Origin of the sequence: Streptomyces globisporus C-1027 (assembly GCF_000261345.2) — a bacterium.
In the GTDB taxonomy this organism is placed as follows: Bacteria; Actinomycetota; Actinomycetes; order Streptomycetales; family Streptomycetaceae; genus Streptomyces; species Streptomyces pakalii.
The window spans coordinates 5456693-5480275 of record NZ_CP013738.1; the positions used below are offsets into that span (position 1 = coordinate 5456693).

Sequence of the window (23583 nt, forward strand, 5' to 3'; positions counted from 1 at the left end):
CCGGCACGCGGCCGTGCCCGTTAGCGTGGTTCGATGACCGAACCGCTGCTGCACCTCGCCGAAGCACCTCTGTGGGAGGCGGCCCGGGGGACAGGGACGTACGAGATGTCCACCCGCGGCCGCACCCTCCAGGAGGAGGGCTTCATCCACCTCTCGCTGCCCCACCAACTCCCCGGTGTGGCACGGATGCTGTACGGAGGCGACGACCGGGACCTCGTGGTCCTGGTCGTCGACCCCGCGCGCCTCGCCGCCCCCGTCCGGTTCGAGGCGATGAAGCCCGGCGGCGAGGAGTTCCCGCACCTGTACGGACCGCTTCCCGTGAGCGCGGTCGTCCAGGTGCGGCCCCTTGACGACTGGTACCACGACCGACGAGAGGAAGACGAACCCCAGTGATCGGCCCCCTCACCGCGGTGACCGGAGCGAGCGGAGCGGTCGGCGGCCGGGTCGCCCGACGGCTGGCCCGGACCGGCGTCCCCGTACGGCTCCTCGGCCGCGACCCCGCCCGGCTTCCCGACGTGCCCGGCGCCGACCATGCGCCCGCCGCCCCCTACGGCGACGGGGAGGCCATGCGCCGGGCCCTCGACGGAGCCCACACCCTGTTCCTGGTCTCCGCCCACGAAAGCCCCCACCGGGTCCGCGAGCACACCACCGCGATCGACGCCGCCGTGGCCGTGGGGGTGGAGCGGATCGTGTACGTCTCCTTCCAAGGCGCCGCCCCCGACGCCACGTTCACCTTCGCCCGCGACCACTGGGACACCGAGGCCCACATCCGTACGGCCGAGATCCGCCACACCTTCCTGCGGGACAACTGGTACCTCGCGGGGCTGCCCGCGATGACCGGGACCGACGGCGTCCTGCGTGGACCCGGCGGCGACGGGCGGGTGGCGGCCGTCGCCCACGAGGACATCGCCGACGCGGCGGCGGCCGTGCTGCTGGACGAGGGCACGGACCACGACGACCGGGTCTACGACCTCACCGGCCCCGAGGCGTTCACCCTCGCCGAGGCCGCCGACGAGCTGAGCCGGGTCACCGGGCGGCCCGTCGTCTACGTCCCCGAGACCCGGGAGGAGGCCTACGCCTCCCGGGCCTGCTACGGGGCCGAGGACTGGGAGGTGGCCGGCTGGGTCACCTCGTACGAGGCCATCGCGAGCGGCGAACTGGCCGCCGTCTCCGACGCGGTGCCCACCCTCACCGGGCGCCCGGCGCAGAGCTTCGCCCAGTTCCTGGTGGAGAACCCGGACAGCTACCGCCATCTGCTCCCCGGCGGCTGACCGGCGGTTCGCCGGGGCTCACCGCCACGGGATGTGCTTCCACGGACTGCCCTCGCTCTCCGTCAGCAGACGGTGGGCGAGGACGTTCTGTTCACACCCGGGCGATCCCGTCGTCACCGCCCCGGAGGCGGATCGGGCGCAGATCACGGAACCGTACGAGTGGCAGAGCAGGGTGATCCGGGTGGCGGGCCGGACCGCGCGCACCTCGCCCACCAGGGCGCGCAGCCCCGGCGCGGCCTCGTCGGCGCGCCCGGTCGTCAGGGCGGCCGGGCTGACGGTGGCGGGGGCGCGGTGGCCCTGCCAGACGAGGACGGCCGCGCCCTCGCCCAACTCCTCGCGCAGGGCGGTCGCGTCGCGCCGGAGCCGCCCGTACGCGTCCAGGCCGACACCGGCCCCCGGCACCAGGTCCGCGATCCGCCGGGCCGAGGACAGCTCGCCCACGACCTCCACGCTCCGGCCGCCGTCCCGCCCGTCGAAGGACAGGAACTGCCGCCCTGCCGAGGCCATCGCCCGCAGCGAGTCCGCCCGCGTCCGGTCCCCGTGCGCGTCCGCCGCCCGTCCGGCCGCCCGGATGTCGCTCCGGCTGACCGCACCGCTCCTCCAGCGCCGCCCGGCTCGCGTCCCGCAGTGGCCCGAGAACAGTGGGCGCGGGGGCGGGCACGGCCTCGGGCCGGGCCGCTCCGGACACCGGCACGGCCACCGCGAAGGTGACGAGGGCGGCGAGCAGGGTGCGGCGCAGACGGGGTCTGCGCGGGCGGTCCGCCATGGGGTGAGGTCCTTCCGTACCAGGGCCAATGCTTGCTTCCGGTACAGAAGTTATGACCGGGGGACGGTAGTCGGCGTCCCGCTGAGGAGTGCACCTGCGGGGTGGCTCCCAGGTATGACGCGGGGCATCCGGCGCGGCGTCAGCTCAGGGTCGTACGCCCGGGGGAAATGGCGTGCCGTCAGCTCCGGCCCGTGTGGTCCAGGATCGCGGCGGCGAGCGGGGCGTGGACCTCGCGGGGCAGGGCGTGCCCCATGCCGGGGATCTCGACGAGCCGGGCGCCTCGGATGACCTGGGCGAGGTGCTCGGCGTGCGGGGCAGGGGCGACCGGCTCGGCGGGCGCCGAGGTGATCAGCGTGGGCACCTCGGTGGCGGCGAGCTGCTCGGTGCGCTCCATGCCGGAGTAGTCGGCGCGGGCGTGGGCGGTCCCGGCGTGGTGGTGGCCGGTGTGCGCGATGATCCGGCGCTCCAGCTCCCGGGCGTACGCGGCGTCGAACGGGATCAGGTCGCCGCCGAGCACCCGCCAGTGCTCGACGCGCCGTTCCAGCTCCGCCTCCGGCCCCCGGTCCTCGACGGGCCGCGACCACAGCTCCATCAGCTCCGGGGAGACGCCGGGCAGCTCCTCCGGGGGGACGCGGCGGCCGTCCGGCGCGACGTACGGCGTCGAGCTGAGCGCGTTCGTCCCGATGACGGTGGCGCTGAGCAGCCGCTCGGGGTGGTCGGCGACGAGCAACTGCGTGAGCATGCCGCCCATCGACATCCCCACCACATGCGCGCCTCCGCACCGAACGCGTCCAGCACGGCGACGGCGTCCTCGGCCAACGCGGTGAGGGGGTAGGGCTGTTCATCGAAGGAGGCGGTGGAGCGGCCGGTGTCCCGATGGTCGTACCGGATCACCCGGTGCCGTACGGCCAGCAGCTCGACGAACTCGTCGGGCCAGCCGAGCCCGGACGCCTGCGCACCCATGGCCAGGAGCAGGACGGGCGCGTCCGGACGACCGCGCTCCTCGGCCCAGAGGCGGACGCCGGGGGCGGCATCGACGAAGCGTTCCATGGTGGACCTCACTGTTCGGCGATGAATGCTTAGACGAGACGTCTCGTCTCGCTATGTCCGTGCAGAGTAGCCCATCCTCGACCCCGGGGCCAGCGGAAGGGCGAGGCCGGTGGATCTGGTGGACTTGACGGATCCGGTGGGTGCTTCAGGAGCGGAAGGTGCGGCGGTAGGTGTCCGGCGGGACGCCCACGCTGCGCTGGAAGTGGCGGCGCAGGGTGGTGGCCGTGCCCATGCCGGCGGCCGCGGCGACGGTGTCCACCCCGGCGTCGGTCGTCTCCAGCAACTCCTGCGCGTGGCGGATGCGTTGGGCGTGCAGCCACTGCAGGGGAGTGGTGCCGGTCAGGTGCTTGAAATGGCGGGCGAGGTGGCGCGAGCTCATCCCGGCCCGGTGGGCCAGATCCTCCACGGTGAGCGGCTGGTCCAGCCGCTCCAGCACCCACGGGAAGAGATCGCTCAGCGGATGGCCGCCCGGCGTGGGGACCGGAGTGGTGATGAACTGGGCCTGGCCGCCGTCGCGGTGCGGCGGGACGACCAGGCGCCGGGCGATCCTGTTGGCGATCGCCGAGCCGTGGTCGAGCCGGACCAGGTGCAGGCACAGGTCCATGGCGGCGGCCTTGCCCGCGGACGTGAGCACATCGCCGCTGTCCACGTAGAGGACGTCCGGGTCGACGGTGGCTGCCGGGTGGCGCCGGGCCAGCTCCCGGGTGTGGCCCCAGTGGGTGGTGGCGCGCCTCCCGTCCAGCAGCCCCGCCGCACCCAGGACGAAGGCGCCCGTGCACAGGGACGCCATCCGCGCGCCCGCCGTGTGGGCCGCACGCACCGCGTCGACCAGCTCGGCGGGCGGTTCGCGGTCGGTGTCGGCCCAGCCGGGGACGATCACCGTGTCGGCGCGCGCGAGGTGGTCGAGCCCGTGATCGGGTTCCAGGCGGAAGCGGTCGACCCGCACCGGGGCGCTCCCGCAGAGAGTGAAGTCGTACCAGGGGTCCACGATGTGGGCCAGGTCGGCCCCGAACACCTCGACGGCCACGGACAGTTCGTAGTGCAGGACGCCGTCGGCGACGGCCAGGGCGACGGAGGGCATGTCGGAAACTGTACGGGGTCTGTCGTTTCCGACGCTCGCGTGAGAGGCGGACCGCGACCAGGATGAGTGGTGTCAAGCCGCGGCGGCCCACCACTGCGGCGGGTGTCGGAGCAGGTCAACGACGAGGGGGAGTCCCATGGGGTCGGGTCAGCCGGTGGCGGTGTTCGGAGCGTACGGTCACACGGGCCGATTCGTGGTGGCGGAGCTGGCCGCACGTGGATACGCCCCGGTGCCGTCCGGGCGCAACGCGCAGGCCTTGGAGAAGCTGGCCCTCGACCACGGCTGGACGGCCCGGGCGGCGTCGGTCGGCGATCCGGCCTCGCTGGACCGGGCCCTGGCGGGCGTGGTGGCGGTCATCAACTGCGCCGGTCCCTTCGCCTCGACCACCGGCCCCGTGATCGAGGCCGCGCTCCGCGCGAAGATCCCCTACCTGGACGTGGCCGCCGAGCTGGAGGCCAACCTCGACACCTTCGGCCAGTACCGCGAACGGGCTCTGGAGGAGGGTGCGCTGATCGTTCCGGCCATGGCCTTCTTCGGCGGGCTCGGCGATCTGCTGGTCACGGCGGCGATGGGCGACTGGACCGAGGCCGGCGAGGCCCACATCGCCTACGCGCTCAGCAGTTGGCACCCCACTGCCGGAACCCGGTTGTCGGGCGCGGTCTCCCGCGAGCGGCGCGGAGACCACCGCCTCCGCTACCGGGGCGGGAAGTGGGAGCGCCGTACCGACGCCGCGCCCGCCCTGGAATGGACGTTTCCCGAACCGGTGGGCCGGCGGCCCGTCATCGGGGAGTTCACGATGGCGGACGTCGTCACGGTCCCCCAGCACCTCGTGATTTCCGATGTGACCACGTACATGAGCGCCGAGGCCGCCCGGGACGTCGTCTCACCCGACACGCAGGCCCCCGCTGCCGCGGACGAGAGCGGCCGCTCGGACCAGACCTTCCTCGTCGACGCCGTCGTCCGCCGCGGCGACACCGAACGCCGGGCCACCGCGAGCGGCCAGGACATCTACGCCGTCACCGCGCCCCTGGTCGCCGAGGCCCTCGACCGCGTCCTCACCGGCCGGACCAGGTCGCTCGGCGTCGTCCCCGCCGGCGAGATCTTCGACGCTCCTGACTTCCTGCGCGCACTGGAGCCGCACATCGCTCTCGACCTGCACCCGGGCACGGCCGGCGCCTGACCCGCGCCCGCCCGCGCACCGGGAGTCGCACCCGGCCCGCCCGTGGGTCGGAAGACCGCGTCCGACGGCCGACCCGTGCGGGAGACGTCGTCAGCCCCGGGCGGTGTGTGCGTTCTGCTCCAGGCGGGCGCGCAGGGTGCCCTCGAAGTCTTCGGCGCGGGAGAGCTGCATGCGGAGCTTCTCGACCTGAGCGGCGGCTTCCCGCTGGTAGGCGCGGACGCGCTCCAGGAGGGCTTCACGCTCCTCGGCGCCGGGAGCGGCGTCGGCGTCGGCGTCGAGGCGATCGGTGGCGTCCAGCAGGTCACGCATCTGGTCGAGGGTGAAGCCGAGGGGCTTCATCCGCCGGATGACCATGAGGCGGGCGACATCGGTCTCGGTGTAGAGGCGGAAGCCGCCCTGGGACCGTGCGGAGGGGGTGACGAGCCCGGTCTCCTCGTAGTGGCGGATGGTGCGCAGGGAAAGCCCGGTCCGTGCGGCGACCTCGCCGATCTGCATGTGCTTGCCGTCCACGCCCGTGATCCCCTGGCCCTTCGCCTTGTCAGCGGCCTCACCCCGGACGAGCACCGCCGAACTCTACCCTAACGTTAGGGTAGAGTTGTTGGTGTGAGGGCGGCGTCGCGCGGCCCCGCTGTTGTTGTGCCCGGGCCGATGGTGCCCCGGCTGAGTATCGATTCTCGCAGGAGAGACGCGTGCGCGAGTCCATGGCGCTCGGCGCCGCTGTCTGCCCGCCGTGATGCTTCGTCCCCGTACGTGAGCCTGGCCGCGTCGGCGGCCGTTGCGGCTTCATCCCCCTCGACTTCCGGCTCCGTACGCCACGCGGCGCCGGCCGCGGAGTGCCGTCCCGGCTGCTCCGCTCCCTCTCGCACGTCCCTCGCTGCCGACCAGGGTGTGCCCGAGCACGACAGGTTCCTTGTCCCTTGCCTTCTGCCATCCCTGCTCTGTCCCCGGCCGCGCGCCTGCGCGGCCTGAAGCCCGACTGGATCTCCGACCCGAAGGTCTGGCGTACGGAGGTCCTGGCCGGTCTGGTCGTCGCCCTCGCGCTGATCCCCGAGGCCATCTCGTTCTCGATCATCGCGGGCGTGGATCCGGCGATCGGTCTCTTCGCTTCCTTCACCATGGCTGTCGTCATCTCGATCGTCGGGGGCCGTCGGGCGATGATCTCCGCCGCCACCGGCGCCGTCGCCCTGGTGATCGCACCGCTGAACCGGGAGCACGGCTTCGGCTACCTCGTCGCCGCTGTTGTCCTCGCCGGCGTCCTCCAGGTCGTTCTGGGCGCGCTGGGCGTGGCGAAACTGATGCGGTTCATCCCGCGCTCGGTGATGGTCGGTTTCGTCAACTCCCTCGCCGTCCTGATCTTCATGGCCCAGATCCCGGAGATGCGCGATGTCCCCTGGGCCGTCTATCCACTGATCGCCGCCGGTCTGGCGCTCATGGTGTTCTTCCCGAAGGTCACCACGGTGATTCCGGCGCCGCTGGTCTCCATCGTCATCCTCACCGTGATCACCGTCGGCGCGGCCATCGCGGTGCCGACCGTGGGCGACAAGGGTGAACTGCCCTCCTCCCTGCCCGTGCCGGGCCTGCCGGACGTTCCGTTCACGCTCGACACGCTGACGACGATCGCCCCGTACGCGTTCGCGATGGCGCTGGTCGGCCTGATGGAGTCGCTGATGACGGCCAAGCTGGTCGACGACATCACCGACACCCACTCGAACAAGACGCGCGAGTCCATCGGTCAGGGCATCGCCAACATCGTCACCGGCTTCTTCGGCGGCATGGGCGGCTGCGCCATGATCGGCCAGACGATGATCAACGTGAAGGTGTCGGGCGCCCGCACCCGGCTCTCGACCTTCCTCGCCGGGGCGTTCCTGATGGTGCTCTGCATCGCTTTCGGCCCGGTCGTCTCCGACATCCCCATGGCTGCCCTGGTCGCCGTCATGGTCATGGTGTCGTTCGCGACCTTCGACTGGCACTCCATCGCCCCGAAGACTCTCCGGCGGATGCCGGCGGGTGAGATCGCCGTCATGGCCATCACCGTCGCCGCAGTCGTCACCACCCACAACCTCGCCGTCGGCGTCGTCCTGGGCTCCGTCACGGCCATGGTCATCTTCGCCAAGCGGGTCGCCCACCTCGCCGAGGTGACCGCCGTCGTCGATCCCGACGGCCGGACGGTGGTCTACCGGGTCACCGGCGAGCTGTTCTTCGCCTCCTCCAACGACCTGGTGGGCCGGTTCGACTACGCCACCGACCCGGACAAGGTGGTCATCGACCTGAGCTCGACGCACATCTGGGACGCCTCCTCCGTCGCCGCCCTCGACGCGATCGAGACGAAGTACGCCCGGCGCGGCAAGACCGTGGAGATCATCGGGCTCAACACCCCGAGCGCCCATCTGCACGGCAAGCTCAGCGGCGAACTGACCGCCGGTCACTGACCGGCCCCACGATCCACTCGTCAGGACCCCGGCCCCACCCGCCCGGCGAGGAGTAAACACATTGGCCGGCCGCCGGTGAGCTGCGAGAATGCGTCCGTTTCCCGGACGGAGGATGTTTGTTCGTTTTCGTGTGTGCCGGATGCGGCGCCGAGTTGACCACCCCGCTGTCCCAGGTCGCCCTTCCGGTTCACACCCATCAGTCGTACGGGAACGGGGTCCAGCTTCCGGTGCTCATGAGGGCAGGGACGTTCGCCGAGGACCCGGAGCCCTGGGGCGGGCCGTGGCGGATGTGGGACGAGACCGAACCGGGCGAGGCGGAGGCGCGCGGAATCCACGCACCCGTCCGCGCCTTGTCCGACGCCGCACCCGGGGCCGTCGTCATCGCGCCCGGTGATGTGCGCGGAACCCGGCTGATCCCCGAGAAGCGCGGTGGTTCCTGCTGCGGCCTCGACGGAGCCGACGGGCCCAACATGGCCTGCGGGGCCTGCGATGCGCCCGTGGCGACCCGCGTCGACGACTGCTCGCTCTGGCAGGCGGTACGGCTCGGCTCGGACGCCGTGCACCGCGTCCCCGTCGACGGCCCCCGCCCCGCGCCCCTCTCGTGGGCCGAGCCGGCGGAGACGGAGGAGGCGACGCCCCTGTTCGAGCCGATCGCCACGTGGGGCGGGCTGTCGGGGACGGACCACTACTGGTCGTGGAGCCCGCGGTGGGAGGCGGCGGCCGGACACGCGCTCGCGCATCTGCTGGTGGCCTCCCAGGGGCGGCCGGTGAAGGTCCCCGACGGTGTGGCGACGGACGTGTTCCAGCGGGCGCTCGACGCCCTGCTGCCCGCAGCTGCTCCGAAGCGGCGTGCCGTTCTGGCCGGACCTGAACTGCCATCGCCCGGCGCGGACGCCGACATCCTCCTCGTACCGGTCCATCCTCGGACGGGCCGGACCTGGACCCCGGAGGGCCCGACCGCCTCGGCCCGTCTGGTGCCCCTGCCGCTGGGGGTGTGGCTGTCGCTGGTCTCGCCCCCGCCCTACCTGCCGGTTCCGGCATCGGGCCGCATGCCGCGCGACGAACTCCGCGACGACCCGCTCCCCCTGCTCCCGTGCCGTCCGTTCCGGGTCGACCGGCCAACGTTCGAGCGCACCCTGGTCCGGCTGCCGGCCGCGCGCAGCCCGTGGCTGCGCGCGATCCTCGAGAACCTTGGCCACGACACCTCGCCTGACCTCGTGCAGGCGGTCGGCCCGTGAACAGAGCCAGGAAGCACCGCACCCCGGCCCGCCATGGCCGCCGTTTTCGGCGGCCTGCGGACCGGGTGCGGACCGGTAGGAAGCCTGACCGGCGAAACCGCAGGTCAGACGGCCCAACCAGATCAGGCCTTCTTGGTCTCCCAGAAGATCCGGTCGACCTCGGCGATCAGGTCCAGCGCCTTCTGGCCCGTCTTCGGGTCGTTCGAGCCCTTGGCCGCGGAGAGCGCCTTCAGGGTGTCGTTGATGAGCTGGTGCAGCTCCGGGTACTTCTCGAAGTGCGGGGGCTTGAAGTAGTCGCTCCAGAGCACCGAGACGTGGTGCTTCGCGAGCTCGGCGCGCTGCTCCTTGATCAGGACGGCGCGGGTGCGGAAGTCCGCGTCCTCGTTGGCCTGGTACTTCTCCTGGACGGCCTTGACCGACTCGGCCTCGATGCGGGCCTGGGCCGGGTCGTACACGCCGCAGGGCAGGTCGCAGTGGGCGCTGACCTTCACCTTGGGGGCAAACAGGCGGGAAAGCATGGAGCTGTCCTCCTCGTGATCGTCTTCTCAGGTGGGACATTACTCCGTGGAGCGCCGCTTTCCGTGGCTGCCCCAGGGGCTTAGGTCAAAAGTCCGGTGTGAGAATCGGGCCGTCGGCCGAATGTACGGGGCGGTCGGCGGAAGGGTGTCCTACGGGACGGTGCAGGAGGAGGAACGGGCGGTGGCGCAGATGCCGGAGCGGCGACAGGTGTCCGGGGGCGGGCGGGTGACGCGGCGTCCGTTGCGGGTGGTGGAGGTGACGGGCCCTTCGATGGTGCCCACGCTCTACCACGGCGATCTGCTGCTCGTGCAGTACGGCGTGCTCGTCCGCCCCGGTGACGTGGTCATCCTGCGGCACCCCTTCCAGCAGGACCTGCTGGTGGTCAAACGGGCCGTCGAGCGACGGCCCGGCGGCTGGTGGGTGCGGGGCGACAACACCTTCGCGGGCGGGGACAGCACGGATTACGGGGTCGTGCCCGAGGAACTCGTGCTGGCCCGGGTGCGGGCCCGCTACCGGCCCCTGGCGAAGGGTCAGCGGTCGGTGACGGCGGTGCTGGGCTGGGCGGCCTCCGCGCTGCGGCCGGTGCGTTCGGCCTCCTCGCGCTTGCGGGCCCGGTAGGCGGCCACGTTCGCGCGTGTCGCGCAGCGGTCCGAGCAGTAGCGCCGGGACCGGTTGGTGGAGGTGTCCAGGTACGCGTTGCGGCAGGGGGCCGCCTCGCACAGGCCGAGCCGGTCCACGCCGTGCCCGGTGAGATGGAAGGCCAGACCCATCGCCGCGATGGCCGCATAGCCCGCGGTCGCGTTCGACGGGTGGTCGGCCAGGTGCATGTGCCAGTCCGGCCTGCCGTCCTCGTCCCGGAAGTCGTGCCCCGAGATCTGCGGGCTCACCGGGAACTCCAGCAGCAGCGAGTTCAGCAGGTCGACCGCGAGCGTCTCGTCGCCGTCGTCGGCCGCCTCGAAGACCGCGCGCAGCCGGGCCCGTACGGAACGGAACCGGGTCACGTCCGCCTCCGTCGCCCGTCGCGCCGCCTGCTGGCTGCCGCCGAACAGCTCCCGGACCGCCTCGACGGAGGTGAGCGTGTCCTTGCTGCGGGCCGGCTCCTCGGTGTTGACCAGGCGCACGGCGTAGTCCGAGTAAGAGGCCAGATCCACTTGTAGTCCTTACGGCGTCGGGCTAGAGTCTGGGCATCGACCAGTGTAATGGCCGACTTGGGTTAATGGGTATTACAGCGGGCTTGATGCGGAGGTTGGCGTGACGGAGACGGCTACGGGCACCGACTGGCAGTCCTGGCAGGAGAGCTGGGACCGGCAGCAGGAGTGGTACATGCCCGACCGCGAGGAGCGGTTCCGGGTGATGCTGGACATGGTCGAGGCGGTCGTCGGACCGGAACCGAGGATCCTCGACCTCGCGTGCGGTACGGGAAGTATTACGGACCGGCTCCTCAAGCGGTTCCCGAACGCCACGAGTACCGGCGTCGATCTCGACCCCGCGCTGCTCACCATCGCCCGCGGCACCTTCGACGGCGACGACCGGGTCACCTTCGTCACCGCCGACCTGAAGGACCCGGACTGGACCGAGCGGCTGCCGCACACCTCGTACGACGCGGTCCTCACCGCCACCGCTCTGCACTGGCTGCACAGTGAGCCGCTGGCCGTCCTGTACGGGCAGCTCGGCGGGCTCGTCCGGGATGGCGGGGTCTTCATGAACGCCGACCGCACCATCGACCCGGCCACCCCGCGGATCAACGCCGCCGAGCGCGCCCACCGGCACGCCGCGATGGACCGGGCCAAGGCCGCGGGCGCCCTGGACTGGGCGGAGTGGTGGGCCGTCGCCGCGAAGGACCCCGTCCTCGCCGCACCCACCGCCGAGCGGTTCGCGATCTACGGCGAGCACGCGGACGGCGACATGCCCTCCGCCGACTGGCACGCCCGTACGCTGCTGGCCTCCGGTTTCGGTGAGGCCCGCGCGGTCTGGGCGTCCCCCTCGGACAGCCTCGTCCTCGCGGTGAAGTAGGGCGCGCAAGCAAGAAAGAGGGCGGTACGGACCCGTGTCCGTACCGCCCTCTCCCGTACGTGCCCTCAGGCCGTCGCTACAGCACCTTCGACAGGAACGACTTCGTCCGGTCCTGCTGCGGGTTGCCCAGCACCTCGCGCGGGTGGCCCGACTCGACCACCACGCCGTCGTCCATGAAGACCAGCGCGTCGCCCACCTCGCGGGCGAAGCCCATCTCATGGGTGACGACGATCATCGTCATACCGTCCTCGGCGAGGCCCCGCATGACGTCCAGGACGTCACCCACCAGCTCCGGGTCGAGAGCGGAGGTCGGCTCGTCGAAGAGCATCAGCTTCGGCTCCATCGCCAGCGCGCGGGCGATCGCCACGCGCTGCTGCTGGCCGCCGGAGAGCTGCGAGGGGTAGTTCTTCGCCTTGTCGGCGAGGCCGACCCGGTCCAGCAGCTTCTCGGCGCGGGCCCGGGCCACGGCCTTGGCCTCGCCCTTGACCTGGATCGGCGCCTCCATGACGTTCTCGATGGCCGTCATGTGCGGGAACAGGTTGAAGCGCTGGAAGACCATGCCGATGTCCCGGCGCTGGAGCGCGACCTCGCTGTCCTTCAGCTCGTAGAGCTTGTCGCCCTTCTGCCGGTAGCCGACCAGCTCGCCGTCGACCGAGAGCCGGCCGGCGTTGATCTTCTCCAGGTGGTTGATGCACCGCAGGAAGGTCGACTTGCCGGAGCCCGACGGGCCGATCAGGCAGAACACCTCACGCGGGGCGACCTCCAGGTCGATGCCCTTGAGGATGTGGGCGGCGCCGAAGGACTTGTGGACGCCCTCGGCCTTCACCATGGGGGTGGTCATGCGGAGACACCTCCGGAGGGCCGGTTGCTGAACGCGGCGAGGTTGACCTTGATGCGCTGCAGCGGCGTGAGCGGCAGCGAGCGCAGCGAGCCGCGGGCGAAGCGGCGCTCCAGGTAGTACTGGCCGACGCTGAACACGCTGGTCATCACGATGTACCAGATGGACGCGACGAACAGCATCTCCATCACGGCGTACGACGTGGAGCCGATCTGCGAGGTGGAGCGGAGCAGTTCGTTGTACGTCACCGCGTAGACGAGCGACGAGGTCTTCAGCATGTTGATGAACTCGTTGCCGGTCGGCGGGATGATCACCCGCAGCGCCTGCGGGAGGACCACGCGGCGCATGGTCTTCGCCTGGGTCATGCCCAGCGCGTGCGAGGCCTCGGTCTGGCCCTCGTCGACGGACTGGATGCCCGCGCGGCAGATCTCCGCCATGTAGGCGGCCTCGTTCAGCGCGAGGCCCAGCAGGGCGCACATGAACGGGGTCATGACGTCCGTCATCTCGTCCTTGTAGATGAACGGGATGTTCAGGACCGGGAAGATCAGCGCCAGGTTGAACCAGAGCAGCAGCTGTACGTAGACCGGGGTGCCCCGGAAGAACCAGATGTACAGCCAGGCCACCCAGCTGGTGACCGGGTTCTTCGACAGCCGCATCACGGCGAGCACGACGCCGAGGACCACGCCGAGCACCATCGCGAGGACGCTGATCAGCAGGGTGCGGCCCGCACCGGCGACGACGTTGCTGTCGAACAGCTTGTCGCCGACGGCCTGCCACTGGATGTTGCCCTGCGAGAAGGCGTACCCCAGGGCGACGAGGAGGCCGATCACCACGACGCCGCTGATCCAACGGCCGACATGGCGGACGGGAATGGCCTTGATGTTCTCCGGGGCCGTGGTGGCGGCCTTGGAGACGGACACCTGGCCGGCCGGTGAGGCGGCGGGTGTCTTGTCGAACTTGTCAGTCATCGTGACTGCCCTTCGGTGAAGCGTCCGGTCACTTGCCGCCGTTGACGGCGGCCTTGTCGATCGCTCCCGTACCGGCGCCCCACTTGTCGAGCACCTTCTGGTACGAACCGTCGGCGATGATCGCGTCGACGGCCTCCTTCAGGGCGTCGCGCAGGCCGGTGTTGCCCTTCTTGACGGCGATACCGAACGGGCCGGCGTCGACCTGCTCGCCCACGACCTCGAACGCGTTGCCGCCGTCGGCCTTGCGGGCCAGGTCGACCGCGACCGGGTAGTCGTTGACGCCGGCGACCGCACCGCCGGACTTCACGCGGGTCTGGGCCTCGGTGTCGTTCTCGAAGGGCTCGATCGTGATGGCCTTCTCGCCGCCGTCCGTACAGGCCTTCGACTGCTTCTTGAGGGCCTCCTCGTACGTGGTGCCGCGCTGCACCGCCGCGCGCTTCCCGCACAGGTCCTCGATGGACTTGATGTTCTGCGGGTTGCCCTTCTTGGTGTACACGGCCGTACCCGCGAGGAAGTAGTCGACGAAGTCGACGCCCGGACCCAGCTTCTTGCCGGCGTCGTCCAGGCCCTCCTGGCGCTGCTTGTTGTCCGTGATGGACGACATGGCGATGTCGTGGCGGCCGGAGTTCAGGGCGGTGATGAGGCCGTCGAAGGAACCCGAGGTGAACTCGAACTTCACGCCGAGCTGCTTGCCGAGCGCGTCGGCCAGATCGGGGTCGACACCCACGATCTTCCCGTTCTCCACGGACTCCATCGGGGCGTATTCGGCATTCGTGCCGACCTTGATCACACCGGACTTCTGGTACTTCTCCGGCAGCTTCGCGAAGAGCGGAGCGCCGCTCTTGGTCTCCTTGCCGCTGCCGCTCTCCTGGGACGAGCTGTCGGTCTGGTCGCCACAGGCGGTGAGCAGCAGGGAGCCGGCGACCGCGATGGCGCCGATCGCCGCAATCCGGGACTTCGCGGTCGTGCGACGCGTGATGCTTGCGGTCATGTCGGGATCCTCCGGCAGGTGAGGGTGAGGTGCTGGTGGGCGGCTTGGCACGCACCTTCGAGTGTCGCCACCTTGTGTGATGACGGCATCCTGCCATTCGGACTGGCCCATTCAGGGGTCCTGCCATGTCAAAATCGGATAACGGGCGACCCCCGAACATCAACGGCCGGTACCTCGGGACCGGACCTTCTGTGGGGATTCATTCCTCACGCCGGAGAATCTTCGGCACGTCTCGACTGGTGGACGGCATTTATGCCGGTTTGCCGACTTGTCCAGATATTCGACTATGAGTCACGTCACCGCGTCGATATGGACTCGTCCGTAACACCGTTCGTCCGGTAAGAAAGACGTTTACACCCCTCATCCGGGGCTCAGGGCGCGTGTGCGGCGCGCCCGCGCGTACGTACCTCTCCCTGCCGGGGCGGGCCAACCGCTCGGTGCGGGGCACGTACGCGGTGCCCGCCCACCCCTCCTCAACCAGGAGTGGCCACCCTCAAACGATGAAGACTTAAGGGGTCAACACCATGGCAGCGGAGATCGTCAATCCTCGCAGCGACAGCACCGTCGACAGCGCCACCGACCGTGGCATCGAGCGCACGAGCGCGGCGGACACGGGGGCCGACGAGCCCTTCGATCCGGCCTTCGCCCTCCACCGGGGCGGGAAGATGGCCGTGCAGGCCACCGTCCCGATCCGGGACAAGGACGACCTTTCCCTGGCGTACACACCGGGTGTGGCGAAAGTGTGCAGCGCCATCGCCGCCCAGCCCGAGCTCGTCCACGACTACACCTGGAAGTCGCAGGTCGTGGCCGTCGTGACGGACGGCACCGCCGTGCTCGGCCTCGGCGACATCGGGCCCGAGGCGTCCCTCCCCGTGATGGAGGGCAAGGCCATCCTCTTCAAGCAGTTCGGCGGCGTCGACGCGGTGCCGATCGCGCTCGCGACCACCGACGCCGACGAGATCGTCGACACCGTCGTGCGGCTCGCCCCCTCCTTCGGCGGGGTCAACCTGGAGGACATCTCGGCGCCCCGCTGCTTCGAGATCGAGCGCAAGCTCCAGGAGCGGCTGGACATCCCGGTCTTCCACGACGACCAGCACGGCACCGCGGTCGTCACCCTCGCCGCCCTGCGCAACGCCGCGAAGCTCTCCGGGCGGACGCTCGGCGATCTGCGCGGCGTCATCTCCGGCGCGGGCGCGGCGGGCGTGGCCATCGCCAAGTTCCTGCTGGAGGCGGGGATCGGCGACATCGCGGTGGCCGACCGCAAGGGCATCGTCAGCCGCGACCGCGACGACCTCACCGAGGTCAAGCGCGAGCTGGCGGAGCTGACGAACCGGGCGGGTCTCTCCGGCTCGCTGGAGCAGGCGCTCGCCGGTGCGGACGTCTTCATCGGCGTCTCCGGCGGTACGGTCCCGGAGGCGGCGGTGGCCTCGATGGCCCCCGGTGCGTACGTCTTCGCGATGGCCAACCCGAATCCGGAGGTCCACCCGGAGGTCGCGCACAAGTACGCGGCCGTCGTGGCGACCGGGCGGTCCGACTTCCCGAACCAGATCAACAACGTGCTGGCGTTCCCGGGGATCTTCGCGGGTGCGCTCCAGGTGCGGGCTTCCCGGATCACGGAGGGCATGAAGATCGCCGCGGCGAACGCGCTGGCCGACGTGGTCGGTGACGAGCTGGCGGCGGATTACGTGATCCCGTCCCCGTTCGACGAGCGGGTCGCGCCGGCGGTCACCGCCGCGGTGGCCGCCGCCGCGCGGGCTGAGGGTGTGGCTCGGCGCTGAGGTTGTTGCCGAGCGGTGCGTGATGGGCGGGGCCTGTACTTGTACGGGCCCCGCCCTCGCGTTTCCGCCTTGCGGCGATCACCCCAAGCCCCTGCGGCGATTGAGCAGCGGGGGTCTGGGGGGCGGAGCCCCCGGGGCGCTGCCCCGGACCCCGCTCCTCAATCGCCGGAGGGGCCGGGTTGGTGCGGCTCAAACGCCGGAGGGGCTCAGTGGTGCGGCTTAATCGCCGCAGGGGCTGGACAGGCGGGCCCCGCCGGCCAAGCGTTGGGTGCGGGCCCACCCCGGTTGGTGTGCGTCACACGCGGAGGCGGTTACGTGGGCGCCCCGCCCCGCCTATCGTCGACCCATGTTCGCCGCCTACGCAGCCCGCATCGACCCCGACCAGCCCCTCACCGGCCTGGAGCTGGGCGATCGCCCGGCCCCCCAGGCGCGTCCCGGGTGGAGCACCGTCACCGTCCGGGCCGCCTCCCTCAACCACCACGACCTCTGGTCCCTGCGCGGCGTCGGCCTGTCGCAGGACCGGCTGCCGATGATCCTCGGCTGCGACGCGGCCGGCGTCGACCAGGACGGCAACGAGGTCGTCCTGCACTCCGTCATCGGGCAGTCCGGGCACGGCGTCGGGCCCGACGAGCCGCGCTCCATCCTCACCGAGCGCTACCAGGGCACCTTCGCCGAGCAGGTCACCGTCCCCACCTGGAACGTCCTGCCCAAGCCGAAGGAGCTCAGCTTCGCCGAGGCCGCCTGCCTGCCGACCGCCTGGCTCACCGCGTACCGGATGCTGTTCACCAACGCCGGGGTGCGGCCCGGGGACTCCGTGCTCGTCCAGGGCGCCGGCGGCGGGGTCGCCACCGCCGCGATCGTGCTCGGGAAGGCCGCCGGGCTGCGGGTCTTCGCCACCAGCCGGGACAAGGCCAAGCGCGAGCGGGCGGTCGAACTCGGCGCGCTGGAGGCGTACGAGCCCGGCGCCCGGCTTCCGCAGCGGGTGGACGCCGTCATCGAGACCGTGGGGGCCGCCACCTGGTCCCACTCCGTGAAGTCGCTGCGCCCCGGCGGCACCCTCGTCATCTCCGGGGCCACCAGCGGCGACCGGCCCACGCACGCCGAGCTGACCCGGATCTTCTTCCTGGAGCTGAAGGTCGTCGGCTCCACCATGGGGTCCAAGGACGAGCTGGAGGACCTGCTCGCGTTCTGCGCGACCACCGGGGTGCGCCCGGTCATCGACGAGGTGCTGCCGCTGGACCGGGCCCGGGAGGGCTTCCAACGGCTGGAGTCCGGCGACCTGTTCGGGAAGATCGTGCTCACGCCGACCGCCTAGGGTCGGCAAGAACTCCTACGTTCCGCATACTTGAACAAGTCTCAGCTTTGCTGATGGGATGCCGCCCATGCGAATGGGCAGAGCACTCATGGCAGTTGTCGTCGCGTCCGTGCTCGCGGCGGGGGCCCTCGCCCCCGCCGCCTCGGCGCGCCCCGCACCCGTCTCCTCGTCCTCGTCCCCGTCCTCGTACGAACGCGCCGTCCCGCCCCTCACCGACGACCGCGGGCGCACCCTCACCCTGCGCGGCTGGAACGTCGAGGACAAGGCGAACCGCGGCGAGGACGCCCTCAGCGCCATCACCGAACGGCACTTCCGCGACCTGCGGGCAGGCGGCTTCAACTTCGCCCGGCTGCTGGTCTTCTGGGACGACCTGGAGCCCCGGCGCGGCCAGTACAGCGCGCGCTACCTCCACACGATCGAACGCATCCTGGACTGGGCCCGCAAGCACCGCGTCCACGTCCTCATCGACGCCCACCAGGACGTCTTCGGGCCTGCGTTCGGGCACCGCGGTATCCCGGAATGGGCCACCAGGACCGACGGGCTGCCGTTCACCCCGAACCCCGACGACTGGTTCTCGGAGTACTTCCAGCCCGCCGTGCAGCGGGCCTTCACCCACCTCTACGAGGATCCCGACCTGCAACGCGCCCAGGCCGCCATGTGGCAGGTCCTCGCCGACCGTTTCGGCCGCCACCCCGCCGTCATCGGCTACGACCTGATCAACGAGCCCATGGGGGAGCTGAGGGAGGGCGAGGATCTGGCGACCGCCGCCCGCCGCATCGAGGCCGAGCACCTCACACCCATGTACAACCGGCTCGCCCGCGCCGTCCGCACGAAGGACCGCGACACCTGGATCTTCGTCGAGCCGACCCCCATCGTCGGCGAGGGCGTGCCCACCGGACTCGGCCGGATCAAGGACAACCGGACCGTCTACGCCCCGCACTTCTACAACACCGCCATGGAGGCGGGCGCCGACTACGACCCGGACGCCGGCTGGATCGAGGCGTACGAGGCCGCCGTCACCGCCTACCCGGCCCGCCACCGTATGCCCGTGGTCGTGGGGGAGTGGGGGCCGCTGAACAACGCCCTCCCCAACATGAGCCGCTTCTACCGCGAGGCCGTCGCCTCCCTGAACCGCTACAGCTCCGGCTGGGCGGGGTACGTCTGGTGCTACGGCGGCGGCTACTGCGCGGTCGACGAGCGCGGCCGCTTCCGGACGAACAAGGAGCAGACCGCCACCCCGTACGCCCCGGCCGTCGCGGGAACCGTCCGCTCCGACACGTACGACGCGGGCACCCGCACCTACCGCCTCGCCTACCGGGCCGCCGCCCGGCCCGGAGTGACGGAGCTGTCCCTGCCGCCCGCACCCCGGGGCTGGCGTGTCACCGTCACCGGACGTGCTCACGTCCTTGGCGCCTCGTCGCGCGGTGCCTGGCCGGTCGTCCTCGCGTGGCCCGGGAGTGAGGTGGTCGTGACCGTGCGGGAAGCTGGGCCGCATGGACGAACTGACCACCCCTGAGGGGTTTCTGCTGCGCGCCTGGCTGCCCGACGACGCCTCGGCGGTACTCCGCGCCTTCGCCCCGCCCGAGATGGACCGCCAGACGGACCGGCCCGTGGACGACCGGTCCGGGGCGCTGGCCTGGATCGCCGAACGCGCGCGCGAGCGAGGGGCGCGCACCGGCTACTCCTGGGCCGTCGTGGGGGAGGAGGGCGAGGCGCTCGGCTGTGTGGCGCTCAACGTCGTCAACCGGGCGCATGACAGCGGCTGGGTCTCCTACTGGACCACCGCATCCGCCCGCGGCCGGGGCGTCGCCCCGGCCGGCGTGCGGGCCCTCGCGCGCTGGGCCTTCGGCGAACTCGGCCTGTACCGGCTGGAGCTGGGACACCGCACCGACAACGTCGCCTCCTGCCGGGTCGCGAACCGGTCCGGATTCGCGTCCGAGGGCATCGAGCGGGCCAAGCTGCGGTACGGCAAGGTCCGGTACGACGTCGAGCGGCACGCGCGCCTCGCCGACGATGATGTCAACTTTGATTGACGGACGATGCGTGTCAATGTAAGTTGACATCATGACCGAAGCAACGGATCTGGCCGCGCGCGCCGGTGACCGCGACCCGCGTGTAGGGCTGCGGGCGGTGGCCGCGCTGCGGCGGCTGCTGGAGCAGCTCGAAGCCGTACAAGTCGGAAGCGCCCGTGCTCAGGGCTGGTCGTGGCAGGAGATCGCCGCCGAGCTGGGCGTCAGCCGGCAGGCCGTGCACAAGAAGTACGGGAGGCGTTGATGTTCGAGCGATTCACCCGAGGGGCCCGCGCCACCGTGAAGGGTGCCGTGGCCCAGGCCGAGCGGGCCGGGGCCGGCTCGGTCACCGAGGAACACCTGCTGCTCGCGCTGCTGGAACAGGAGGGCGGCCGGGCCGCGTTCGCCGTCACCGCCCTCGGCCTCCACGACCGCCGTGCCTCCTTGGACGCCGCCTTCGCCGAGGCCCGCCGCCGCGGCGGCCTGACCAGAGCCGACACCGACGCCCTCGCCGGCATCGGGATCGACCTCGGCGCGATCGTCTCCCGTGTCGAGGGCGCCCACGGCGAAGGGGCCCTCGACGCCGACCGCCGCGGCCGCCGGGGGTGGTGGTCCGGGCACCGCCCCTTCACCCCGGGGGCGAAGACCGTGCTGGAGAACGCGCTCCGGGTGGCCCTCGGCCGCGGCGACCGGTTCATCGGCGAGGAACACCTGCTCCTGGCCCTCACCGCGAAGCCCGGAGTCGTCGCCGACGTCCTCGCCGAGCACGGTGCGACCTACGCGGCCGTGCAGCGGGCGCTGTACGGCCCCGACGCGGGCAGGGGCGACGCGGGAGGTCAGGGGCACGCCCAGGCCGGGTGAAGGGTGGGGCTCCCGCCCCACCCCCCACGGGAGCCTCAGGCCTTGTCCTCGTCCTCCGCAGTCAGCAGCGCCTCGATCCGCGCCGCCGCCTCACCCAGATGGCGGCGGGCCTCCGCCAGCCGGGTCTCCGTCACCCCGTGATCGCGGGCCGTGTCCCGGACGCCGTCGCGGAACCGGTCCAGCAGACGGTCCAGATCGCGCACCGGGTCCCCGGTCGCCGGCACGTCCTGCCCCCAGTCCGCACCGGGGGCCGGGTCCTGGACCGGCGGGGCGGTCTCCGGCCCGGGCTTGCCGAACGGAGGCCAGGCGCCGGACCGGGCGAAGCCGCCGAGCTGGCCGGTGATCTCCGCGAGACCCTCCCGTACGCCGGAGGGCCAGTCACCCCGGGCGAAGTGCTCCTGCACCTGGCGGGCGGCGGTCTGCATCTGCTCCCGCGCCTTCTCCTGGGCCTCCTTGGCCTGGCGGCGGGCCTGCTGGGCGTCCTCGCGGGCGCGCCGTGACTCGTCCTTCGCCCGGCGGGCCTGCTCCTTCCACTCCTGCTTGGCCCGGCGCAGCTCCTCCTTCGCCGTGCGCCACGCCTCACTGTCGCCGAGGTCGCCCAGATTGCCGAAGTCCCCGAAGTCCCCGAAGTCGCCGAAGGGGGAGGAGGGTTCGCCCTTCCCCTTACCCTTCGCCTTTCCGGTCCCGGTCCCGGGTCCCGCCTTCGTGCCGTGCCGGGACTCCGATGCCGCCGCCCGCATATCGCTGCGGAGCCGGCCTGCCGCGCCCCGTACGTCGTCGCGTATCTCGGCGGCCAGCTCGGAGAGCGAGTCGCGGATCTCCAGCTCCAGGTCGGCCAGTTCGCCGCTGCGGCCCGCCAGCTCCTCGCGGCCTGCGTCGGTGATCGAGTAGACCTTGCGGCCGCCCTCGGTGGCATGGGTGACCAGGCCCTCGGCCTCCAGCTTGGCCAGTCGCGGGTAGACCGTGCCGGCGGACGGGGCGTAGAGGCCCTGGAAGCGCTCCTCCAGCAGGCGGATGATCTCGTAGCCGTGGCGCGGGGCCTCGTCCAGCAGCTTGAGGAGGTACAGGCGCAGACGGCCGTGGGCGAATACGGGGGGCATGTCAGAGAACCTTTCCGGTCGGCTCGGCGGCGTACGCGTCGTCCTCGGCGGGCGGCCTGCGCAGGAGGGCGATCGAACCGGACACGGTCGTCGCCCGCAGGGTCCCCGTCCCGGCGCCCAGCGTGCCGGTGATCTTCTTCGCGCCCCACTGCCCGCCGACCCGCAGGTCCTCGAAGGCGTTGGAGACGGCCCCGCTCGCGGTGTTCGCCTCGACCCTGGCGTCCGCCGGGTGCGGCAGCCGGATCGCGATCTCGCCGGACACCGTGGTCAGCCGGATGTCCGTGGGCTTCCCGGACGGGTCGACGTCCAGCACCATGTCACCGCTGACCGATTCGGCCCGGACCGAGGCCCCCGCCCCGTCGATCACCGTCAGATCACCGGCCACGGACTGGAAGCGCAGGTCCCCCGTGACGCTCTGGGCCTCCAGGCTGCCCGACACCGACTCCCCGCGCACCGCGCCCGTCAGCCCGACGAGCGTGGAATCCCCCGTGATGCCGCGGACCTCGGTGCGGCCGCTGATGCCGGAGACGACGGCCCCCGCGCCGATCACGCCGACCTCGACCGAGGCCGTGGTGGGCACGACGAGCGAGACGACGGCGCTGCGGCGGCGGCCCTTGGGGTCGAGCCAGCGCAGGAGGTCCTGCCAGGGCAGATCCTCGTACGCCACGGTGAGCCGGCCGTCCTCCTGGGTCACGATCAGCGGCGGTCCCTCGATCGCGGAGACCTCCAGCCGGGCGCCCGGCTCGTCGGTCCCGACCACGTTGACCGTGCCGTCGACGATACGCACCTGGAGCGCCGTCACCGGATCGTCGAAGGAGAGCTTCCGCGGCTCATCGATGGTCCATGTCGACACAGGCATGGATGTGACCTCCCGGGAAGCGTGGCAACGCAACATATCGCGTCTCGTGAAGAACACGATATATCGCGGATGTGGGAAGTCAAGGGACGCCGCGTCTCGTCAGCGATCAGCACAATGCCTGCAACGCGATCAAATGTGGGCATATTGCCCTAGCGTATGAGCCATGAACGCGACATCCACCGGGGCTCTCCTGCTGTGCCGGGCCGACCCCGAGACCGTACGGCCGCTCGCCCACCTGCTGCGCGAGCAGATGCTGCTGGTCCGCGCGGGCGAGGAGTGGAGTGCGCTCGTCCCGGAGGGAAAGCCCTGGCGGGCCGGGGGAGCGGAGCAGGACGCCGAGCCGGTCGACCGGGTCCTCGGCGGCTGGGCCACCGCGCTCGCCGTCGGCTCCACCTGGCCGGTGCTCGCCCTGTGGTGGGACGCCGACCGGGCCGGATACACCCTCGCCGCCGGGTTCCGCCGGCCCGTGGGGTACGTCTGGCTGACCGACGGCACCCCGGTGGGCGAGGACGAAGCCATGCGCACCTTCGCCGCCCGGCTCGGCCTCGACCCGGTGCTGGACGTACAGGCGCTGGAGCAGCTGACCCGCCCCGATCCGGAAAGCGACGCGGAAGCCCGGCTGCGCGGACTGCTCGCCGTCCTCACCGGCACCGGACTGGCCCTGCCCGCCGGGCTCTCCCCGGGCGAGAGCGCCGACCGGCTGCGCAGCGTCGCGGCGGCGCAGCGCCAGGTGGACCGTGTCGAGTGGGCCGGCTGGCGCGATGCCGTACGGGCCGAACTGGACGCGGTCGAGAGCAGCTGGGTCGGCCCGTGGGTACGCGGCCCGCGCGCCCGGGCCGTGGCCGCCGTCCAGCTCGCGGCCGGGCTCCCGCTCCTGCTCTGGGGCGCGCGGCGCCGCAGCGGCGGCTGGGCGGCGGCCGGGGCGGTGCTGCTGGCGCAGGGCGCGCTGGGGCTCCTCTACGAGCGGGCCAGGGCGGGTACTTCCTAGGCGCTGAGGATCAAGCCCCGAGGATCAAGCCCCGAGGATCAAGCCCCGAGGATCAGACGCTGAGGATCACTCGTCCTCGTCGTCCTCGTCGTCCAGGCGGGCCAGCCAGGTCGCGAGGCGCTCGACGGGCACCTCGAAGTCGGGGTTGAGATCGACGAACGTCCGCAGCTGCTCGGCGAGCCACTCGAAGGTGACCTCCTCCTCGCCGCGCCGCTTCTCCAGTTCCTCGATGCCACGGTCCGTGAAGTACATGGGAGAAGGATATCCAGCGGGGAAACGCCGGGGACCCGGCCCCGCGACAAGCGCGGAACCGGGTCCCCGGGGTGTTC

General features: G+C 71.7%; 24 protein-coding genes and 2 pseudogenes. 14 read left to right on the forward strand and 12 right to left on the reverse strand.

The window, feature by feature from the left end; genetic code table 11:
* Positions 1–33 precede the first annotated feature (33 nt).
* Together WQO_RS24190 and WQO_RS24195 are read left to right on the forward strand one after the other, a co-directional pair.
* A complete protein-coding gene (locus WQO_RS24190; protein ID WP_010061494.1) occupies positions 34–393 on the forward strand; it encodes a DUF952 domain-containing protein in 360 nt (119 codons plus the stop codon).
* Positions 390–1271, forward strand: coding sequence for an SDR family oxidoreductase (locus WQO_RS24195; protein WP_010061493.1), 882 nt, complete (start codon positions 390–392; stop codon positions 1269–1271). The genes WQO_RS24190 and WQO_RS24195 overlap by 4 nt, the downstream gene beginning before the upstream one ends.
* Before the next feature lie 96 nt (positions 1272–1367).
* Here the strand turns inward: WQO_RS24195 and WQO_RS24200 are convergent.
* From WQO_RS24200 to WQO_RS24210, 3 genes and pseudogenes are all read right to left on the reverse strand, one after another.
* Positions 1368–2037 (reverse strand): annotated as a pseudogene (locus tag WQO_RS24200) (alpha/beta hydrolase); the annotation flags it as partial.
* Between the two features lie 178 nt (positions 2038–2215).
* Positions 2216–3087 (reverse strand): annotated as a pseudogene (locus WQO_RS24205) (alpha/beta fold hydrolase).
* Positions 3088–3232: 145 nt separating this feature from the next.
* Positions 3233–4168 (reverse strand): helix-turn-helix domain-containing protein, encoded by a 936-nt coding sequence (locus tag WQO_RS24210; RefSeq protein ID WP_058954084.1) that lies wholly within the window; start codon positions 4166–4168, stop codon positions 3233–3235.
* Between the two features lie 136 nt (positions 4169–4304).
* Between WQO_RS24210 and WQO_RS24215 the strand changes: the two genes are divergently transcribed.
* The gene (locus tag WQO_RS24215; RefSeq protein WP_010061487.1) at positions 4305–5348 is read left to right on the forward strand and encodes a saccharopine dehydrogenase family protein; all 1044 of its coding nucleotides are present in this window, start codon (positions 4305–4307) and stop codon (positions 5346–5348) included.
* A 90-nt stretch (positions 5349–5438) separates the two neighbouring features.
* Here WQO_RS24215 and WQO_RS24220 read toward each other — a convergent pair whose 3' ends face one another.
* Positions 5439–5858, reverse strand: coding sequence for a MerR family transcriptional regulator (locus WQO_RS24220; RefSeq protein WP_029182366.1), 420 nt, complete (start codon positions 5856–5858; stop codon positions 5439–5441).
* Between the two features lie 428 nt (positions 5859–6286).
* Between WQO_RS24220 and WQO_RS24225 the strand changes: the two genes are divergently transcribed.
* Both WQO_RS24225 and WQO_RS24230 read left to right on the forward strand, forming a co-directional pair.
* Complete coding sequence (locus tag WQO_RS24225; protein WP_029182365.1) at positions 6287–7777, forward strand: SulP family inorganic anion transporter; 1491 nt, start codon at positions 6287–6289, stop codon at positions 7775–7777.
* A 116-nt stretch (positions 7778–7893) separates the two neighbouring features.
* Complete coding sequence (locus tag WQO_RS24230; protein WP_032748634.1) at positions 7894–9015, forward strand: hypothetical protein; 1122 nt, start codon at positions 7894–7896, stop codon at positions 9013–9015.
* Positions 9016–9137: 122 nt separating this feature from the next.
* On the opposite strand, the gene sodN is transcribed toward WQO_RS24230, so the two are convergent.
* Positions 9138–9533 carry a superoxide dismutase, Ni gene (gene sodN / locus WQO_RS24235; protein ID WP_003966342.1) on the reverse strand — a complete coding sequence of 132 codons (396 nt, stop codon included), beginning with the start codon at positions 9531–9533 and terminating at the stop codon, positions 9138–9140.
* 121 nt (positions 9534–9654) lie between these two features.
* Between sodN and sodX the strand changes: the two genes are divergently transcribed.
* Positions 9655–10152 carry a nickel-type superoxide dismutase maturation protease gene (gene sodX, locus WQO_RS24240; protein WP_029182364.1) on the forward strand — a complete coding sequence of 166 codons (498 nt, stop codon included), beginning with the start codon at positions 9655–9657 and terminating at the stop codon, positions 10150–10152.
* On the opposite strand, the gene WQO_RS24245 is transcribed toward sodX, so the two are convergent.
* Entirely contained in the window at positions 10065–10685 is a 621-nt protein-coding gene (locus tag WQO_RS24245) for a CGNR zinc finger domain-containing protein (protein WP_010061482.1), read from the reverse strand. The two genes, sodX and WQO_RS24245, sit on opposite strands and share 88 nt — an antisense overlap.
* Before the next feature lie 100 nt (positions 10686–10785).
* On the opposite strand from WQO_RS24245, the gene WQO_RS24250 reads away from it, so the two are divergent.
* Positions 10786–11547, forward strand: a complete 762-nt coding sequence (locus WQO_RS24250) for a class I SAM-dependent methyltransferase (RefSeq protein WP_010061481.1) — start codon at positions 10786–10788, stop codon at positions 11545–11547.
* A gap of 76 nt (positions 11548–11623) precedes the next feature.
* Here the strand turns inward: WQO_RS24250 and WQO_RS24255 are convergent, their stop codons facing one another.
* The 3 genes from WQO_RS24255 to WQO_RS24265 are packed head-to-tail and all read right to left on the reverse strand — an operon-like array spanning position 11624 to position 14344.
* Positions 11624–12388 (reverse strand): amino acid ABC transporter ATP-binding protein, encoded by a 765-nt coding sequence (locus WQO_RS24255; RefSeq protein ID WP_010061480.1) that lies wholly within the window; start codon positions 12386–12388, stop codon positions 11624–11626.
* Positions 12385–13353 (reverse strand): amino acid ABC transporter permease, encoded by a 969-nt coding sequence (locus WQO_RS24260; protein WP_010061478.1) that lies wholly within the window; start codon positions 13351–13353, stop codon positions 12385–12387. The genes WQO_RS24255 and WQO_RS24260 overlap by 4 nt, the downstream gene beginning before the upstream one ends.
* A gap of 28 nt (positions 13354–13381) precedes the next feature.
* The gene (locus WQO_RS24265; RefSeq protein ID WP_010061477.1) at positions 13382–14344 is read right to left on the reverse strand and encodes an ABC transporter substrate-binding protein; all 963 of its coding nucleotides are present in this window, start codon (positions 14342–14344) and stop codon (positions 13382–13384) included.
* A 524-nt stretch (positions 14345–14868) separates the two neighbouring features.
* Between WQO_RS24265 and WQO_RS24270 the strand changes: the two genes are divergently transcribed.
* From WQO_RS24270 to WQO_RS24295, 6 genes are all read left to right on the forward strand, one after another.
* A complete protein-coding gene (locus WQO_RS24270) occupies positions 14869–16122 on the forward strand; it encodes an NAD(P)-dependent malic enzyme (protein WP_010061476.1) in 1254 nt (417 codons plus the stop codon).
* A 346-nt stretch (positions 16123–16468) separates the two neighbouring features.
* On the forward strand, positions 16469–17437 hold the full coding sequence (locus WQO_RS24275; RefSeq protein ID WP_010061475.1) for a zinc-binding dehydrogenase: 969 nt from the start codon (positions 16469–16471) through the stop codon (positions 17435–17437).
* Positions 17438–17525: 88 nt separating this feature from the next.
* Entirely contained in the window at positions 17526–18953 is a 1428-nt protein-coding gene (locus WQO_RS24280; RefSeq protein ID WP_010061474.1) for a cellulase family glycosylhydrolase, read from the forward strand.
* The gene (locus WQO_RS24285) at positions 18931–19470 is read left to right on the forward strand and encodes a GNAT family N-acetyltransferase (protein WP_010061473.1); all 540 of its coding nucleotides are present in this window, start codon (positions 18931–18933) and stop codon (positions 19468–19470) included. Before WQO_RS24280 ends, WQO_RS24285 begins: the two co-directional genes overlap by 23 nt.
* Before the next feature lie 31 nt (positions 19471–19501).
* Positions 19502–19711, forward strand: coding sequence for a helix-turn-helix domain-containing protein (locus WQO_RS24290; RefSeq protein ID WP_010061472.1), 210 nt, complete (start codon positions 19502–19504; stop codon positions 19709–19711).
* The gene (locus WQO_RS24295) at positions 19711–20307 is read left to right on the forward strand and encodes a Clp protease N-terminal domain-containing protein (RefSeq protein ID WP_010061471.1); all 597 of its coding nucleotides are present in this window, start codon (positions 19711–19713) and stop codon (positions 20305–20307) included. Before WQO_RS24290 ends, WQO_RS24295 begins: the two co-directional genes overlap by 1 nt.
* 35 nt (positions 20308–20342) lie before the next feature.
* Here WQO_RS24295 and WQO_RS24300 read toward each other — a convergent pair whose 3' ends face one another.
* Positions 20343–21407: a PadR family transcriptional regulator gene (locus tag WQO_RS24300; RefSeq protein ID WP_010061469.1), complete on the reverse strand. Its 1065-nt coding sequence runs from the start codon at positions 21405–21407 to the stop codon at positions 20343–20345.
* 1 nt (position 21408) lies between these two features.
* Positions 21409–22266: a DUF4097 family beta strand repeat-containing protein gene (locus WQO_RS24305; RefSeq protein ID WP_029182363.1), complete on the reverse strand. Its 858-nt coding sequence runs from the start codon at positions 22264–22266 to the stop codon at positions 21409–21411.
* A 163-nt stretch (positions 22267–22429) separates the two neighbouring features.
* Here WQO_RS24305 and WQO_RS24310 point away from each other — a divergent pair, with 163 nt between their 5' ends.
* Positions 22430–23254, forward strand: a complete 825-nt coding sequence (locus tag WQO_RS24310; protein WP_010061467.1) for a hypothetical protein — start codon at positions 22430–22432, stop codon at positions 23252–23254.
* Positions 23255–23320: 66 nt separating this feature from the next.
* Here the strand turns inward: WQO_RS24310 and WQO_RS24315 are convergent, their stop codons facing one another.
* Positions 23321–23506 carry a DUF6104 family protein gene (locus tag WQO_RS24315; RefSeq protein WP_010061466.1) on the reverse strand — a complete coding sequence of 62 codons (186 nt, stop codon included), beginning with the start codon at positions 23504–23506 and terminating at the stop codon, positions 23321–23323.
* Positions 23507–23583: the final 77 nt, after the last annotated feature.